The organism is Chromobacterium violaceum ATCC 12472, assembly GCF_000007705.1.
In the GTDB taxonomy this organism is placed as follows: domain Bacteria; phylum Pseudomonadota; class Gammaproteobacteria; order Burkholderiales; family Chromobacteriaceae; genus Chromobacterium; species Chromobacterium violaceum.
On record NC_005085.1, the window covers coordinates 3,812,683 to 3,829,340 of the forward strand.

Genomic DNA, 16,658 nt, shown 5'->3' on the forward strand with positions numbered 1-16,658 from the left:
GTCCTGACGCCTATCGCACAATGAGCACTCTGAAAACCCTGGTCGTACTCGCCCCGCAGCCTGACCCTCAACACATCACCGATATCGCCCTCCTGGCCGAGGCGCCGCATCTGGACCATCCGCACATCGATGTCGTGCGGATGCGCGGCGCCAACCCGGCCCATGGCGCATCGGTCCTGGAGCGCTGCCGCGCGCACGGCTACGATGCCGCCTACGTCGACAGCAGCCTGGCATTCGCCGATTTCGGCCTGCTGGTTTCCGACATGGACTCCACGCTGATCAATATCGAGTGCATAGACGAGATCGCCGACATCAAGGGCATCAAGCCCCAGGTGGCCGAGATCACCGAACGAGCGATGCGGGGCGAGCTGGACTTCGCCGCCGCCCTGCGCGAACGGGTGGCGCTGCTGAAAGGCCTGGATGAATCGGCGCTGCGTCAGGTTTACGAAGAGCGCTTGAGGCTGAATCCCGGCGCCGAGCGGCTGCTGGACGCCTGCAAGCGTTTCGGCATCAAGACCCTGCTGGTTTCCGGCGGCTTCACCTACTTCACAGAGCGGCTGAAGGCCGACTACGGCCTGGATTACGCCTACGCCAACCAGTTGGAAATCATCGACGGCAAGCTGACCGGCCGCCTGCAGGGCGACATCGTGGACGCGGAGGCCAAGAAGCGGCTGCTGATCGCCACCCGCGACGCGCTGGAGCTGAATCCCGGCCAGGTGATCGCCGTCGGCGACGGCGCCAACGACCTGCCCATGCTGCGCGAAGCCGGCATCGGCGTCGCCTACCATGCCAAACCCCGCGTCAGCGCCGAAGCCGACATCGCGATCGAACACGGCGGCCTCGATACCATCCTGCGCCTATTCCACTGAGCGACGACCATGGCCGACAAGCAAACGCCCGGACTGCTGGAGCTCGACACCGTCAGCTTCGACGCCGAACTGCCTTTTCTCGCTCAGGCGCTGGAAGGCGATTATTCGCCCCGGCTGCAGCGGGAAACCCGCCTGGCGTTGCGCGTGCTGGCCGCGCCCGGCGAAACGCCGGATGACAGCAATCCGGTTTTGCTGAGGCTGGAGGCCAAGCTGGACCTGGCGCTGGAAGTGTCGCTGCTGGAGCGCCACCCGGAGCGGCCGCCCTGCACGCCATGCCGGCTGGGCCTGAACGCGATCGCTTGGCAGGACAGCCAGGCCTGGGCGCCGGGTCAGCCGTTGTTGCTGTCGCTGTATCCGAATCCGGATTCGGCGCTCAGCCTGTGCCTGTACGGCCGCGTGCTGGAATGCCGCCCACAGGGCGGCAAAGCGCATCTGCTGAGCGCCGACATTCACGGCAGCTTCGATCAGGATACCCACCTGATGTGGGAAAAATGGGTGTTCCGGCGGCATCGGCGGGCGATCCTGGAGCGTTAACGCCGGTCATCGGCATCAACGCCGTCAACCGGACGCCTGCCTGGCCGCGGACCCGTGGCGGCAAAACCGTGGCAGGCTCTCAGCCGCCGGTCATGGACATGAAGCGGACCAGTTTCTGCGGCTGCTCGCGGAACTCGTGCCGCTCCGGCTTCAGCTCTATCGCCTCGCGCAGCGCCGCCTCCAGGCCGGCGTCGTCGATGCCGGCGCGCAGCAGAGGACGCAGCTCCATCTTCTCCTCCTGTCCCAGGCACATGTACAGCGTGCCGTCCACCGACAGCCGCACCCGGTTGCAGGTGGCGCAGAAATGCTGCGAGATGGGCGTGATCACCCCCAGCGAGAAGCCGCCGTCGCGGCTGCTCCAGTAACGGGCCGGGCCGCCGCCCAGCGTTCTGGCTTGCTCGACCAGATCGAACTGCGCGCACAGGCGCCGCAGCACCGGTTGCAGATCCAGGTAATGCGCGGAGCGGCCGGTGTCCCCCATCGGCATCGCCTCGATCAGGCGCAGGATGAAACCGTGCTCGATGCAGAAGGCGGTCATCGCCTCGATGTCCTGCTCGTTGACGCCGCGCATCGCCACCATATTGATTTTGATCGGCGCGAAACCTGCCTTCTTGGCGGCCATTAGGCCATCCAGCACCTTGGGCAGGCTGTCGCTGCCGGTGATCTCTTCAACACAGTCCCGGCGCAACGAGTCCAGACTCAGATTGATGCGCCGCACGCCGGCGGCATGGAGCTCGGCCGCCTGCCTGCTCAGCTGGGTGCCATTGGTGGTCAGCGACAGGTCGTCCAGGCCCGGCAGCGCCGACAAGCGCGCGGCGAGCTGCGGCAGATTGCGCCGCAGCAGCGGCTCGCCGCCGGTCAGCCGCACCCGGCGGGTGCCAAGCCTGGCGAAGGCCGCCACCACCCGCTCGATTTCGTCGAAGGTGAGCCAGTTTTCCGGCTCTTCGAAATGCTTGAAACCCTTGGGCAGACAGTAGCTGCAGCGCAGGTCACAGCGGTCTGTGACGGACAGTCGCAGGTATTCTATGGCCCGTCCAAAACGATCAATCAGCATGCATCCTCCGCAGCGCTCCCCCTGTGTCTCATTTAGTCGGCACTGCACGGACAATCTGACATCGTCTCGCAGCCGCGGCGGATCGCGAGCTTCCCCCGCCCGCGCCGCTTCTTTCATTGTACTTCACCGCGGCCAGCCAGGCTGATCGGTAGTTTCCGAAATCCAAACGCGCAATCGCTCCGCCAGCATGCATCGGGCACCCTACCCAGCCTGCCGCGACATCCGGCGCCTTGTCCACGCCAGTTCAGTTGCAAACGCTAGCTATCCCGCCTCGTCGAGCAGCGGCTCGCCATGACACACCGATGGCTTGTCCACACAGAATGTTACAAAAACGCTCAACCGGTCACATTTTCGGCTCCCTATACTGGTCAATCCAATTATTCCGATTGGATATCCGGATATTTAACCCGGACCGGAGCCGCCCCACAGAAACGCGGCCCGGAATCTACACAAGGAGCAAACAATATGTTCAAGATGACAATGCTGGCAGCCGCCCTGTCCGCTATCGCCGCCTTCGGCGCGATGGCCGCCTCCGTCCAGGATCTGGGCAAGGTGGAACAGGCCGCCCCGGCGCAAAAACTGACCGTGACCATCGCGCTGAGCCTGCGCGACCGCGATGCCGCCGCCCGCTATCTGCAGGAAGTGCACACCCCGTCCAGCCCCAATTACCATAAGTTCCTGACGCCATCCGAGTTCCGCGCCCGTTACGCCCCCACCGAAGCCAGCCTGGCCAAGGTGGCCGCCCGCCTCCAGGCCGCCGGCCTGAGCGTCAAGCGCATCGGCAGCACCCTGCTGCAAGTCAGCGGCCCCGCCGCCACCGTGCAGAAAGCCTTCGGCGCCGAAGTGCACGTATTCCAGAACAAGTCCGTCGTCCAAGGCGCCGCCGCGCGTTATACCGCTCCGGTGCGCGCCTCCACGCCAGGTATCGACCTGAGCGACGTGCAGGCTGTGATCGGCCTGGACAGCCGCCCGCATTTCCGCCCGCATCTGCGCCAGCTGCCCAGCCATCTGCAGGCATCCATGGACAAGAGCGCCAGCGCCGTGACCAACGGCAACGCGCCGGGCAAGTGGACCGTCACCGACCTGGCCCGCCACTACAACATCACCCCGCTCTACAACAAGGGCATCCACGGCCAGGGCGCCACCATCGGCATCGTCACCCTGGCCAGCTTCACGCCATCCGACGCCTTCCAGTACTGGAGCTCGATCGGCCTGGCCACCGATCCGAACCGCCTCACCGTGGTCGACATCGACGGCGGCCCGGGCGCGCCCAGCGACGACGGCGGTTCCAGCGAAACCACGCTGGACGTCGAACAGTCCGGCGGCATCGCCCCCGACGCCAAGATCATCGTCTACCAGGCGCCCAACACCACCCAGGGCTTTGTCGACGCTTTCGCCAAGGCCATCGAATCCAATGCCGCCGACACGCTGTCGGTCAGCTGGGGCGAATGGGAATGGTTCGACCAGCAGAGCCAGGCGGTGAATCCGGTGAACGGCAAGAGCGCCAATGTGCTGCAGACCTACCATGACCTGTTCCTGCAGGCCGCGCTGCAAGGCCAGACCATGTTCGCCGCCTCCGGCGACTCCGGCGCCTACGACGTGAACCGCGCCGCGCCGCTGCCGCAGTACAACAAGGTGCTGTCGGTGGACAGCCCGGCCAACCAGCAATTCATCACCGCCGCCGGCGCCACCACCGTGCCCACCACGCTGACCTTCCATCCCAACGGCAAGGAAATGAAGATCAAGATCCCGACCGAGCGCGCCTGGGGCTGGGACTATCTGAACGGGCTGTGCAAGGCGCTGGGCAAGGATCCTGTGGCCTGCGGCACCTTCCCGGTCGGCGACGGCGGCGGCGTCAGCAGCTTCATCGGCCGCCCCTTCTACCAGAACTGGCTGCCAGGCATGCAGAACAGCCCGGCTGGCCAACAGTTGGTGGACAGCAGCCAGAATCCGCCGCAGGTGATCGCCACCCTGCCCGCCAACTTCAAGGGCCGCAACGTGCCGGACATCTCGATGAACGGCGACCCGGAAACCGGCTACGTGGTGTACTACACCTCCAGCAAGACCGGCTTCTCGATCCAGACCAACAACGGCGGCACCAGCTTCGTCGCGCCGCAGTTGGCCGGCATCACCGCGCTGCTGAACCAGTCGCTGGGCGGCCGCCTGGGCCTGCTGAATTTCTCGCTGTACGGCCTGGTAGCCACCGGCCACGGCTATCAAGGTTTCGGCCGCCACGGCGCGCCGCTGCGCGACATCACCGCCGGCAACAACTGGGGCTACAACGCTCACCGCGGCTACGACCAGGCCACCGGCGTCGGCGCGCCGGACGTGGCCAACCTGGATGCCGCGCTGCGGCGCTACTTCTGGTTCTGAAGCGCGAACCGGCAATGAGAAACGGCCCCAAAGGGGCCGTTTTTCTCGCAGCCGCCGTTATTGCCGCAGGTAATCGAACACCACGGTTCCCAGATCCAGCGTCAGATCGCAGACGAAATGCCGCGCCGACAGCACTTCCAGCACCGGCAAGGCCGCAACCGGCGCCAGCGCGTGCGGATGCAGCTCCAGCGACCCCGGCGCGCTCCACGCGCCTTTGATCGCGACATCGGTGGTATGGTAGCGCACCAACTCGCAGATGCGCGGCGAGCCGTCCACATGCGGGATGATCTTCAGCAGGAAATTGGGTTCGGCCAGGCTGGCCAGCAAGGCTGAACGATCCAGCGCTTCGTACTTGTAGCCCATGGTGCCGGTGGCGATGCGGACCGGGCCGAAATCCAGGCTTCCCACCAGGGTGTCCTGATGCACCTCCAGCCTGGGCTTGCCCGCCTTTTTCGGGAAGCCCCACAACTCGCGCCCGCCTGCCAACGGCGGCTGATCGTCCAGAAACATCGCCAGGGTATAGCTGCCGCGCTCGCCGCGGAACGTCACGGGAATCACCTGCCCGCTTTCCGAGTAATCGCCAAATCCGGTCGAATCCGGCATGCGGATGAACTCATACCGGACCACCGGCTCCGCCATCTGCAGCGGCTCAGGCAAGACCGCTTCGATCGCGGCGGGATCGGTGCGGTAGGTGATGATCATGTATTCGCGGTTGACGAAACGATAAGGCCCCGGCGGAAAGGCAGGACTGGTCAAGGGCATCGCGAACGCGCGCTGGCGGACTTCCTGTTGCTTCATGGCTAACTCCCTTCAAGCAGGATGGCATGCGGACCATCGGCAATATGAAGCAGATACTGCAACGCAACATTCATTCCTGCCTGGAAGGCCAGTTTTCCACTCGGATCTCGCTCGCAGCGACAGCGCAAGGCGAGATTGACGCGCCACCGCCTCTCCCACCATCATTGCATGCGCATTTTCACTTTTTGACACCGCAATCTTCAGGCAAGGACCCGTTTATGAACGCCGCCAAGAAAATTCGCCGCTTCATCGAGGAAGGGCATGATCCGCAGCAGATGCAGGTATTGAAGGAGCTGGCTGCAGCACTGGAAATGGGCCGCTCCTTCGACCTGAGCCTGCTGTACGATATAGACATGCGCTATTTCGATGTCGCGATCGATCTGCTGAAAGACTGGCGCTTCGATCACCACATCAGTTCGCGCAGCAAACTGCTGGAGCAGCTGCTGACCGAAATCGCGCCGGACCAGAAAGCCGCAGTCAGCGCCGAAGACGTGGCCGATGCCACCCGGCAGGCGGACGCCGGCAAAAAGAAGAAGAGCTGAGACTTGCCGGTCAGCGCAGGCTGTCCGGCACCGGCTGCCAGCATTGCAGCATCGCGCTGCGCTTGCCCAGTTCCAACAAGGCCATCACCTGCCATGCCTCCTCGGCCGGCACAGGGTTCGCCCCGCCATGCAGGATGGCGTCGCGCACGCCGGCGTAGTAGCGGAGGTAATCGCCCGCAGGTCCGGAAAATACTTTCTCCCCGGCATCCGCCAGCAACAGCCGGCCAGGCTGCGGGTCCACGCCCCAGCCTTCTCCCCCTGGGCGCACGCCTCCCTTAAGCGCATCCTCCTGCGGATCCAGTCCGTATTTGCTGAAGCTGCCCTGCGTGCCGTGAATGATGAAGCGCGGTCCCGCGTCAGCCACCAGCGCGCTGCCATGCAGGATCACCCGCTTGTCCGGATAGCGCAGCGCCGCATGAAACCAGTCGTCGCAAACCGCCCCATCCCGCAGCTCCGCCAGCTCCAAGCTCAGCGCCTGCGGCAGCCCGAACAGCTGCAACGTTTGGTCCAGCAGATGCGGCCCCAGATCGAACCACAAGCCGGCCCCCGGCGCCGACGACTCGCGCCAGCGCTGCCGAACCTGAGGACGATAGCGGTCGAAGTGCGACTCGAAATGCGCGACCCGACCCAGCGCCCCTTCATCCAGCAACTGGCGCACTGCGAGAAAGTCCGCATCCCAGCGCCGGTTATGGAACACCGACAACAGCCGGCCGGCCTGCTCGGCCTCTTCCATCAATTGCCGAGCCTGCGCGGCATCCAGAGCGAAGGGCTTGTCGACCACCACGTGCTTGCCGGCTCGCAATGCCGCCTGCGCCAATGGGAAGTGGCTGTCGTTCGGCGTGGCGATCACCACCAAGTCGATCTCCCCCTCAGCAAGCAACGCCTCGGCATCCGGCAGCACTCTCGCCTGCGGCCAGTTCCGCAAAACCTGCTCCGGCCTGCTGGACGCCACGGCAGCCAAATCCACGCGGGCGGTCGCACTCAATAAGGGGGCATGAAACGTCGCGCCGGCATAGCCATAGCCCAGCAACCCCGCTTTCAGTCGTCTTGTCATCTTGCCTCCTCCTCCGACCAAGCCCACATGATACGTTGCGGATGCTGAATGCCCAACCCCGCGAGAAGCGAGGCTTTCTTGGAGAGCGGGATCATGAAGCCGGAGAAGGCAAAGCCCCGCCGGGGTCCGGTCGGGGCAGGGTTGGCGCGGCGCAGTATCCGGCGCCGGAATGCGCAAAGCCCAGCTCGAAGAGCTGGGCTTTGTCGTATGGGCGTCTGGCGGTGTCCTACTTTCACATGGCGAATGCCACACTATCATCGGCGCTAAGGCGTTTCACGGTCCTGTTCGGGATGGGAAGGCGTGGGACCACCTCGCTATGGCCACCAGACATAAACTGGTCAAACTCAAGAAGCCTGAACCAGAGATCCTCTCTGATTCTGAATATTCGGTATCTGATCGTGTCGCACACACGCTATCTTCGCGCCTTGGATTCTCCAAGCCACTCAAATGATAGGATCAAGCCTCACGAGCAATTAGTATCGGTTAGCTTCACGCCTCACAGCGCTTCCACACCCGACCTATCAACGTCCTGGTCTCGAACGACTCTTCAGGGAGGTCAAGCCTCCAGGGAAGTCTCATCTTCAGGCAAGTTTCCCGCTTAGATGCTTTCAGCGGTTATCTCTTCCGCACTTAGCTACCCGGCAATGCGACTGGCGTCACAACCGGTACACCAGAGGTGCGTCCACTCCGGTCCTCTCGTACTAGGAGCAGCCCCCGTCAAACTTCCAACGCCCACTGCAGATAGGGACCAAACTGTCTCACGACGTTTTGAACCCAGCTCACGTACCACTTTAAATGGCGAACAGCCATACCCTTGGGACCGGCTACAGCCCCAGGATGTGATGAGCCGACATCGAGGTGCCAAACACCGCCGTCGATGTGAACTCTTGGGCGGTATCAGCCTGTTATCCCCGGAGTACCTTTTATCCGTTGAGCGATGGCCCTTCCATTCAGAACCACCGGATCACTATGTCCTGCTTTCGCACCTGCTCGACTTGTCGGTCTCGCAGTTAAGCTACCTTTTGCCATTGCACTATCAGCACGATTTCCGACCGTACCTAGGTAACCTTCGAACTCCTCCGTTACACTTTGGGAGGAGACCGCCCCAGTCAAACTGCCTACCATGCACTGTCCCCAATCCGGATCACGGACCAAGGTTAGAACCTCAAACACACCAGGGTGGTATTTCAAGGACGGCTCCACCAGAACTAGCGTCCTGGCTTCAAAGCCTCCCACCTATCCTACACAAGTCTGTTCAAAGTCCAATGCAAAGCTACAGTAAAGGTTCACGGGGTCTTTCCGTCTAGCAGCGGGGAGATTGCATCTTCACAAACACTTCAACTTCGCTGAGTCTCAGGAGGAGACAGTGTGGCCATCGTTACGCCATTCGTGCGGGTCGGAACTTACCCGACAAGGAATTTCGCTACCTTAGGACCGTTATAGTTACGGCCGCCGTTTACCGGGGCTTCGATCAAGAGCTTGCACCCCATCACTTAACCTTCCGGCACCGGGCAGGCGTCACACCGTATACGTCCACTTTCGTGTTGGCACAGTGCTGTGTTTTTGTTAAACAGTCGCAGCCACCGATTCTCTGCGACCTCTCAAAGCTTCGAACGCGAAGTCCTACACTCTAAGAGGCATACCTTCTCCCGAAGTTACGGTATCAATTTGCCGAGTTCCTTCTCCTGAGTTCTCTCAAGCGCCTTAGAATTCTCATCCTGCCCACCTGTGTCGGTTTGCGGTACGGTTCTTGTGTAGCTGAAGCTTAGTGGCTTTTCCTGGAAGCGTGGTATCAGTCACTTCAGGTCCGTAGACCCTCGTCATCACGTCTCGGCGTTAAAGAAGGGCGGATTTGCCTACCCCTCACGCCTACCGGCTTAAACAGACTATTCCAACAGTCTGATGACCTAACCTTCTCCGTCCCCACATCGCACTACACAAAAGTACGGGAATTTTAACCCGTTTCCCATCGACTACGCTTTTCAGCCTCGCCTTAGGGGCCGACTCACCCTACGCCGATGAACGTTGCGTAGGAAACCTTGGGCTTTCGGCGAGCGGGCTTTTCACCCGCTTTATCGCTACTCATGTCAGCATTCGCACTTCTGATATCTCCAGCATCCCTTACGAGACACCTTCACAGACCTACAGAACGCTCCCCTACCACGGACACTTACGTGCCCATCCGCAGCTTCGGTTATCAGTTTGAGCCCCGTTACATCTTCCGCGCAGGACGACTCGACCAGTGAGCTATTACGCTTTCTTTAAATGATGGCTGCTTCTAAGCCAACATCCTGGCTGTCTAGGCCTTCCCACTTCGTTTACCACTTAACTGATCATTTGGGACCTTAGCTGGCGGTCTGGGTTGTTTCCCTCTTGACGATGGACGTTAGCACCCACCGTCTGTCTCCCATGCTCGCACTTTCCGGTATTCAGAGTTTGCCATGGTTTGGTAAATCGCAATGACCCCCTAGCCATAACAGTGCTTTACCCCCGGAAGTGATACATGAGGCACTACCTAAATAGTTTTCGGGGAGAACCAGCTATCTCCGAGTTTGTTTAGCCTTTCACCCCTATCCACAGCTCATCCCCTAGTTTTGCAACACTAGTGGGTTCGGACCTCCAGTGCGTGTTACCGCACCTTCATCCTGGCCATGGATAGATCACTCGGTTTCGGGTCTACGCCCAGCAACTAAGACGCCCTATTCGGACTCGGTTTCCCTACGCCTCCCCTATTCGGTTAAGCTTGCTACTGAACGTAAGTCGCTGACCCATTATACAAAAGGTACGCAGTCACGGAACAAGTCCGCTCCCACTGTTTGTATGCATCCGGTTTCAGGTTCTATTTCACTCCCCTCCCGGGGTTCTTTTCGCCTTTCCCTCACGGTACTGGTTCACTATCGGTCGATCACGAGTATTTAGCCTTGGAGGATGGTCCCCCCATCTTCAGACAGGATTTCGCGTGTCCCGCCCTACTTCTCGTACGCCTAGTCCTTGGAATGTGTTTTCGTGTACGGGGCTATCACCCACTATGGCGGTCCTTTCCATAACCTTCCACTAACACAATCCATAACACGTACAGGCTGTTCCGCGTTCGCTCGCCACTACTTACGGAATCTCGGTTGATTTCTGTTCCTCGAGTTACTTAGATGTTTCAGTTCACTCGGTTCGCCTCCACTGACCTATGTATTCAGTCAGGGATCTCCTTGCGGAGGGGTTTCCCCATTCGGACATCGCGGGATCAAAGCTCTATTGCCAGCTCCCCCGCGCTTTTCGCAGGCTTACACGTCCTTCATCGCCTGTGATCGCCAAGGCATCCACCAGATGCACTTAGTCGCTTGACCCTATCATTTCAGTAACCTAAATCACCAAAACGACGGAGCGTGTTTGTGCGACGACTGCACCGCCCCTTTTGATATGGCGACGCAGCCTTAGATACAATCAAATACCCAAGATGACGATTTGTCCGCGTAAAGAGTTAACTCTACGCTTTCATCTCGCCGTCTTATATATTCGGCTTCTTCAGTTTGTTAAAGATCGGGCGTTTTACAACGCAAACAAAATCAAACTTCTCAATTCGATTTTGTTTGCGGCGTATGGTGGAGGATGACGGGATCGAACCGACGACCCCCTGCTTGCAAAGCAGGTGCTCTCCCAACTGAGCTAATCCCCCTCTTTTTGGGTGATGCTGCGTTGCTCAGTCGCTCATGTGCATGAGCACACTTCGCTTCTTCGCGCCTTGCCTGACCCAAAAAATACTGGTGGGTCTGGTAGGACTCGAACCTACGACCCCTGCGTTATCAACACAGTGCTCTAACCAGCTGAGCTACAAACCCAGTAGTCGTTTGATACCACATCCTTTTCGATCAAAATCAAGCAGATCCAGGCGAAAGCTGACGACGTGTACATCGAGTACACGAGGAGGCTTTCAACGCAGAGCTGCGCAGATTTTCATCGAAAATGCCCTTAACTTGAATAACCGATAGGCTGTAAGTACTTGGCAATCGCCAGTCTCTAGAAAGGAGGTGATCCAGCCGCAGGTTCCCCTACGGCTACCTTGTTACGACTTCACCCCAGTCATGAATCCCACCGTGGTAAGCGGCCTCCTTGCGGTTAGCCTACCCACTTCTGGTGAAACTCACTCCCATGGTGTGACGGGCGGTGTGTACAAGACCCGGGAACGTATTCACCGCAGCATGCTGATCTGCGATTACTAGCGATTCCGACTTCACGCACTCGAGTTGCAGAGTGCGATCCGGACTACGATCGGTTTTCTGAGATTAGCTCCACCTCGCGGCTTGGCAACCCTCTGTACCGACCATTGTATGACGTGTGAAGCCCTGCTCATAAGGGCCATGAGGACTTGACGTCATCCCCACCTTCCTCCGGTTTGTCACCGGCAGTCTCATTAGAGTGCCCAACTGAATGATGGCAACTAATGACAAGGGTTGCGCTCGTTGCGGGACTTAACCCAACATCTCACGACACGAGCTGACGACAGCCATGCAGCACCTGTGTTACGGCTCCCTTTCGGGCACCAAGCCATCTCTGGCAAGTTCCGTACATGTCAAGAGCAGGTAAGGTTTTTCGCGTTGCATCGAATTAATCCACATCATCCACCGCTTGTGCGGGTCCCCGTCAATTCCTTTGAGTTTTAACCTTGCGGCCGTACTCCCCAGGCGGTCAACTTCACGCGTTAGCTACGCTACCAAGGATTCAAACCCCCAACAGCTAGTTGACATCGTTTAGGGCGTGGACTACCAGGGTATCTAATCCTGTTTGCTCCCCACGCTTTCGTGCATGAGCGTCAGTGTCATCCCAGGGGGCTGCCTTCGCCATCGGTATTCCTCCACATCTCTACGCATTTCACTGCTACACGTGGAATTCTACCCCCCTCTGACGCACTCTAGCTGTGCAGTCTCCAATGCCGTTCCCAGGTTAAGCCCGGGGCTTTCACATCAGACTTGCACAACCGCCTGCGCACGCTTTACGCCCAGTAATTCCGATTAACGCTCGCACCCTACGTATTACCGCGGCTGCTGGCACGTAGTTAGCCGGTGCTTATTCTTCAGGTACTGTCATCCCCGCCGGGTATTAACCAGCGGGATTTCCTCCCTGACAAAAGTCCTTTACAACCCGAAGGCCTTCTTCAGACACGCGGCATGGCTGGATCAGGGTTGCCCCCATTGTCCAAAATTCCCCACTGCTGCCTCCCGTAGGAGTCTGGGCCGTGTCTCAGTCCCAGTGTGGCGGATCATCCTCTCAGACCCGCTACTGATCGTCGCCTTGGTGAGCTCTTACCTCACCAACTAGCTAATCAGACGTCGGCTGCTCGTATAACGCGAGGTCTTTCGATCCCCCGCTTTCCCCCTCAGGGCGTATGCGGTATTAATCCGGCTTTCGCCGAGCTATCCCCCATTACACGGTACATTCCGACGCATTACTCACCCGTTCGCCACTCGTCAGCGGTGCAAGCACCCTGTTACCGTTCGACTTGCATGTGTAAAGCATGCCGCCAGCGTTCAATCTGAGCCAGGATCAAACTCTTCAGTTCAATCTCTTAGCAATTTCTGGCACGCAAGTTCAAAGAAATAACTGGTATTTCCTATCTCTTGCAGTGCAAGTATTCGGCTTTCGCCAAGCACTTACACCTATCGGTTATTCGTTCTGTTAAAGAGCAGTGCCGATCGCTGCGTCGTCATCACCGGAACCGTTTCGTTTCCGCTGTTTCGTTCGCTGCGTCAGCTGAGGAGGCGAACTATACGCCCCGACCCCAAACCCGTCAACACCTTTTGCGAGAAAAAATGAACTTTCTTCGTCACTCCGTCACAAGTGATTGATTTTTAGTGAAACAACGGGAAAAGAAATTGCGCCATCTCGGCATGAAGGACCGGAACTCATGCTCAGCAAGGCTGGCCAAACAAACAAAACCGGCTCGAATCTGCGCTTCGAGCCGGTTGCTTTATACCTTTTAATATAGATAAGCGCTGATCAGGCTTCGTCAGCCCCCCGCTTAGCACTGCCGCGCTTGCGGCTCGCGGCTTGCGGCCGAGCCTTGGGTTCCGCCTGAGGAGCGACGGCCGGTGGCTTGGCCGCTTGTCCGCGGGCAGCAGCTTGCTTCGCCTCGGGTGCCTGCGTCGCAGCCGCGTCCTGCCGGCCTCGCCTGGCCGAACGGCCGCGCGCCGTACCCGCGGCAGGCGCGGTCGCGTCCCCGGATGCCGGAACGGGCTTGGTGGCCGCAGGCTGAGCGACCACGGGCTGGCTCGCCGGCTTTGCCTCGGCCGTGGGCTTCGCCGATGTGCTCCGCCCCTTGGCAGCGACAGGCTTGGCCGCGCTGGCAGGCGCTTGCGCCGCGGCGCCGGACCTTGAGTCGGGCTTCTTCGCGGACTCCCGCACCTCAGCCGGCTTGGCCACTTGCCGCGTCTGCGTCTTGGCGACAGGCTTTTGCTCGGTCACCGGTTTGGTCGGGTGGCTGCGCCCCTTCGGCGCCGGCGGCAAACCGGCCGGCTTGCTCATAGCCGGCTCCGCCTTCACCGCATCAGGAGCTGGAATGGCCTCGCTCGGCTGCGCGCGCGCATCGCCCGCGCCGCCGGCCTTGCCGCGGCGACGGCGTCCCGCCTTGGCTGGCGCAGCCCGCTCCACTCCCGCTCCCGCTCCCGCTCCCACCACCGCCTGGGCGGATGGCTCGTCCCTGACCAGGGCGAAATCGACCTGGGAGCTTTCCAGATTGGCGCCCATCACCTTGACGGTCAGCGCATCACCCAGACGGTACTGGATGCCGCTCTTCTCGCCGATGATGGCCTGAACGTCCTTCTTGAAATGGAAGTAGTCCTTGCCCAGTTCGGAGATGTGCACCAGGCCCTCGGCGTAGACATCGTCCAGCAACACGAACACGCCGAAGCTGGTGACCGCGCTGATCTTGCCTTGGAAGACCTCGCCTACCTTGTCGCGCATGTAATAGGTTTTCAGCCAGGACTCGACATCGCGGCTGGCGTCGTCGGCGCGGCGCTCGGTCATCGAGCAATGCACGCCCAGCTGCGCCCACTTGCCGGGCTTGTACTTGACGCCCTTGAGCACCGCCTTGATCGCGCGATGGACCAGCAGGTCCGGGTAGCGGCGGATGGGCGAGGTGAAATGGGTGTAAGCCTCGTAAGCCAAGCCGAAATGGCCGTTGTTGTCCGGCGTGTAGACCGCCTGCTGCATCGAGCGCAGCAACATGGTCTGCAGCACCGGCGCGTCCGGGCGGCCGTGGATCTGCTCCGCCAGCTTGCCGTAATCCTTGGCGGTGGGCTTGTCGCCGCCGCCCAGCGTCAGGCCGACCAGCCGCAGATAGGTGCGCAGGTTTTCCAGCTTTTCCTCGGTCGGCCCTTCATGGACGCGGTACAGCGCCTTGTGGCCGTTTTTCTGCAGAAAATCGGCCGAGCAGACGTTGGCCGCCAGCATGCACTCCTCGATCAGCCGATGCGCGTCGTTGCGCACGATGGGGACGATGCGCTCGATCTTGCCCTGATCGTTGAAGATCATCTGCGTCTCCACCGAGTCGAACTCGATGGCGCCGCGCTTGGAGCGCGCGGCCAGCAGGATCTTGAACAAAGCGTACAAGTCCTTCACATGCGGCAGCATCGGATGATCGGTGCCGTTCTGCAGCCAGTCCCACACCTGGTTGTAGGTGAGGCGGGCTTTGGACTGCATCACCGCGGGATAGAACTTATACTTCTTGACCTCGCCCTTGGCGTTGATCTGCATGTCGCAGACCATGCACATGCGCTCGACGTCGGGATTCAGCGAACAGATGCCGTTGGACAGCGCCTCCGGCAGCATCGGGATCACCCGGCGCGGGAAATAAACCGAGGTGCCGCGGTCCAGCGCTTCCTTGTCCAGCGCGTCGCCCGGCTGCACGTAGAAGCTGACGTCGGCGATCGCCACCACCAGACGGTAACCCTTGCCCAGCTTTTCGGCGTACACCGCGTCGTCGAAGTCGCGCGCGGTCTCGCCGTCTATCGTCACCAGCGGCAAATCGCGCAGGTCGACGCGGTCCTTGGTCCAATCCTTCTTGCGCACTTTCTTCGGCGTCGCCTTGGCCTGGGCCAGGGCATCGTCCGGAAAGCGATGCGGCAGCGCGTGCTTGCGCAGCGCGATTTCGATCTCCATGCCCGGATCGGCATAGTTGCCCAGCACTTCGGCCACCCTGCCGACAGGCTGGTGGTAGGCATCCGGCTGCTGCAGGATGTCCACCATCACCACCTGGCCGTCCTTGGCGCCCGCGTCGCCGCCCGGTTCGACCAAAATGTCGTGGTTGATGCGGCGGTCTTCCGGCCGCACCACCCACACGCCGCGCTCGTGCTGGATGCGGCCGACCAGCTTACTCACCGCGTGCTCCAGCACCTCGACGATCTTGCCTTCCTGCCTGCCGCGGCGGTCGACGCCGGACGGCCGCACCATCACGCGGTCGCCGTGCATCACTTTCTTCATCTCCCGTTCGGGGAGGAAGATGTCGGTGCCGGTGCCTTCTCCCTCGTCGGGCATGGCGAAACCGTAGCCGTCGCGATGGCCGGACACCTTGCAGCGGATCAGATCCAACTTCTGGGCGACGCAGACCGCGCCCTTGCGGTTGATGATGATTTCGCCGTCGCGCTCCATCGCGCGCAGCCGGCGTTCAAAGAAGGCATGCTCGTCGCGGCGAATCGACAGCATATGGGCCAATTCGTCCGGAAACAGCGGCACCCCCTGCTCGGCGAGAATCTGCATGATGAACTCGCGGCTGGGCAAGGGATTGGAATATTTGAGTTTTTCCCTGTCGAGGAACGGATCCTGTTCGCGGAGGGAAGAGTTTTTTTGCTTTTTTGAGGTTTGAGCCATTGACACCCTCAGAATTATGTCTATAATTCGCTTCTCGTTGCAGCGATGCAACAGAATGATACCGCAAAGCGACGCCCAGGTGGCGGAATTGGTAGACGCACTAGGTTCAGGTCCTAGCGCCCGCAAGGGTGTGGAAGTTCGAGTCTTCTCTTGGGCACCAATCTTACTATTGTAAGCCCGTCGCTAAGCTGGCATCATGAAAATCTGGTTGGCCCAGGTGGCGGAATTGGTAGACGCACTAGGTTCAGGTCCTAGCGCCCGCAAGGGTGTGGAAGTTCGAGTCTTCTCTTGGGCACCAACACAGACAATCAGTAGCATCGCATAGTAGCTTGCCCAGGTGGCGGAATTGGTAGACGCACTAGGTTCAGGTCCTAGCGCCCGCAAGGGTGTGGAAGTTCGAGTCTTCTCCTGGGCACCAGATTTAAAATCCGGCGCTTCGGTTCCAGATTTCAGCAGTAATACAATTTAGAGTTTTGCCCAGGTGGCGGAATTGGTAGACGCACTAGGTTCAGGTCCTAGCGCCCGCAAGGGTGTGGAAGTTCGAGTCTTCTCTTGGGCACCAAATTCGACGAAACCCC

At 60.4% G+C, this 16,658-nt stretch carries 8 protein-coding genes, 6 tRNA genes and 3 rRNA genes; 8 read left to right on the forward strand and 9 right to left on the reverse strand.

Annotated elements, in window-relative coordinates; genetic code table 11:
• The first annotated feature begins 20 nt into the window (after positions 1-20).
• Together serB and CV_RS17335 are read left to right on the forward strand one after the other, a co-directional pair.
• Positions 21-869, forward strand: a complete 849-nt coding sequence (gene serB / locus CV_RS17330) for a phosphoserine phosphatase SerB (protein ID WP_043596603.1) — start codon at positions 21-23, stop codon at positions 867-869.
• 9 nt (positions 870-878) lie between these two features.
• Positions 879-1,403 (forward strand): hypothetical protein, encoded by a 525-nt coding sequence (locus CV_RS17335; RefSeq protein WP_011137064.1) that lies wholly within the window; start codon positions 879-881, stop codon positions 1,401-1,403.
• A gap of 79 nt (positions 1,404-1,482) precedes the next feature.
• On the opposite strand, the gene moaA is transcribed toward CV_RS17335, so the two are convergent.
• Complete coding sequence (moaA, locus tag CV_RS17340) at positions 1,483-2,457, reverse strand: GTP 3',8-cyclase MoaA (RefSeq protein ID WP_011137065.1); 975 nt, start codon at positions 2,455-2,457, stop codon at positions 1,483-1,485.
• 465 nt (positions 2,458-2,922) lie between these two features.
• On the opposite strand from moaA, the gene CV_RS17345 reads away from it, so the two are divergent.
• Positions 2,923-4,830, forward strand: coding sequence for a S53 family peptidase (locus CV_RS17345; protein ID WP_011137066.1), 1,908 nt, complete (start codon positions 2,923-2,925; stop codon positions 4,828-4,830).
• Positions 4,831-4,887: 57 nt separating this feature from the next.
• On the opposite strand, the gene CV_RS17350 is transcribed toward CV_RS17345, so the two are convergent.
• Positions 4,888-5,628 (reverse strand): acetoacetate decarboxylase, encoded by a 741-nt coding sequence (locus tag CV_RS17350; RefSeq protein WP_011137067.1) that lies wholly within the window; start codon positions 5,626-5,628, stop codon positions 4,888-4,890.
• A 26-nt stretch (positions 5,629-5,654) separates the two neighbouring features.
• Between CV_RS17350 and CV_RS23655 the strand changes: the two genes are divergently transcribed.
• Positions 5,655-6,170 (forward strand): hypothetical protein, encoded by a 516-nt coding sequence (locus CV_RS23655; protein ID WP_011137068.1) that lies wholly within the window; start codon positions 5,655-5,657, stop codon positions 6,168-6,170.
• Positions 6,171-6,180: 10 nt separating this feature from the next.
• Here the strand turns inward: CV_RS23655 and CV_RS17360 are convergent, their stop codons facing one another.
• The 7 genes from CV_RS17360 to rnr all read right to left on the reverse strand — a co-directional run bounded on the left by CV_RS17360 (position 6,181) and on the right by rnr (position 16,080).
• On the reverse strand, positions 6,181-7,224 hold the full coding sequence (locus tag CV_RS17360; RefSeq protein ID WP_011137069.1) for an oxidoreductase: 1,044 nt from the start codon (positions 7,222-7,224) through the stop codon (positions 6,181-6,183).
• Positions 7,225-7,437: 213 nt separating this feature from the next.
• Positions 7,438-7,552, reverse strand: a 5S ribosomal RNA gene (rrf, locus tag CV_RS17365).
• Positions 7,553-7,676: 124 nt separating this feature from the next.
• A 23S ribosomal RNA gene (locus CV_RS17370) occupies positions 7,677-10,565 on the reverse strand.
• A gap of 253 nt (positions 10,566-10,818) precedes the next feature.
• Positions 10,819-10,894: transfer RNA gene (locus CV_RS17375), tRNA-Ala, on the reverse strand.
• 86 nt (positions 10,895-10,980) lie between these two features.
• Positions 10,981-11,057 (reverse strand) — tRNA-Ile (locus CV_RS17380).
• Positions 11,058-11,239: 182 nt separating this feature from the next.
• A 16S ribosomal RNA gene (locus CV_RS17385) occupies positions 11,240-12,775 on the reverse strand.
• The 16S, 23S and 5S rRNA genes sit together here with 2 tRNA genes alongside, the layout of an rRNA operon.
• Before the next feature lie 437 nt (positions 12,776-13,212).
• The gene (gene rnr / locus CV_RS17390; RefSeq protein ID WP_011137070.1) at positions 13,213-16,080 is read right to left on the reverse strand and encodes a ribonuclease R; all 2,868 of its coding nucleotides are present in this window, start codon (positions 16,078-16,080) and stop codon (positions 13,213-13,215) included.
• Positions 16,081-16,153: 73 nt separating this feature from the next.
• Here rnr and CV_RS17395 point away from each other — a divergent pair.
• From CV_RS17395 to CV_RS17410, 4 genes are all read left to right on the forward strand, one after another.
• Positions 16,154-16,240 (forward strand) — tRNA-Leu (locus tag CV_RS17395).
• A 51-nt stretch (positions 16,241-16,291) separates the two neighbouring features.
• Positions 16,292-16,378: transfer RNA gene (locus CV_RS17400), tRNA-Leu, on the forward strand.
• Between the two features lie 33 nt (positions 16,379-16,411).
• Positions 16,412-16,498: transfer RNA gene (locus CV_RS17405), tRNA-Leu, on the forward strand.
• Positions 16,499-16,555: 57 nt separating this feature from the next.
• Positions 16,556-16,642: transfer RNA gene (locus CV_RS17410), tRNA-Leu, on the forward strand.
• Positions 16,643-16,658 lie beyond the last annotated feature (16 nt).

Excerpts from the sequence above, each read along its gene's own strand:
- serB (WP_043596603.1), top strand. The coding sequence starts at position 21 with ATGAGCACTCTGAAAACCCTGGTCGTACTCGCCCCGCAGCCTGACCCT.
- CV_RS17335 (WP_011137064.1), top strand. The coding sequence starts at position 879 with ATGGCCGACAAGCAAACGCCCGGACTGCTGGAGCTCGACACCGTCAGC.
- moaA (WP_011137065.1), bottom strand. The coding sequence starts at position 2,457 with ATGCTGATTGATCGTTTTGGACGGGCCATAGAATACCTGCGACTGTCC.
- CV_RS17345 (WP_011137066.1), top strand. The coding sequence starts at position 2,923 with ATGTTCAAGATGACAATGCTGGCAGCCGCCCTGTCCGCTATCGCCGCC.
- CV_RS17350 (WP_011137067.1), bottom strand. The coding sequence starts at position 5,628 with ATGAAGCAACAGGAAGTCCGCCAGCGCGCGTTCGCGATGCCCTTGACC.
- CV_RS23655 (WP_011137068.1), top strand. The coding sequence starts at position 5,655 with ATGCGGACCATCGGCAATATGAAGCAGATACTGCAACGCAACATTCAT.
- CV_RS17360 (WP_011137069.1), bottom strand. The coding sequence starts at position 7,224 with ATGACAAGACGACTGAAAGCGGGGTTGCTGGGCTATGGCTATGCCGGC.
- rnr (WP_011137070.1), bottom strand. The coding sequence starts at position 16,080 with ATGGCTCAAACCTCAAAAAAGCAAAAAAACTCTTCCCTCCGCGAACAG.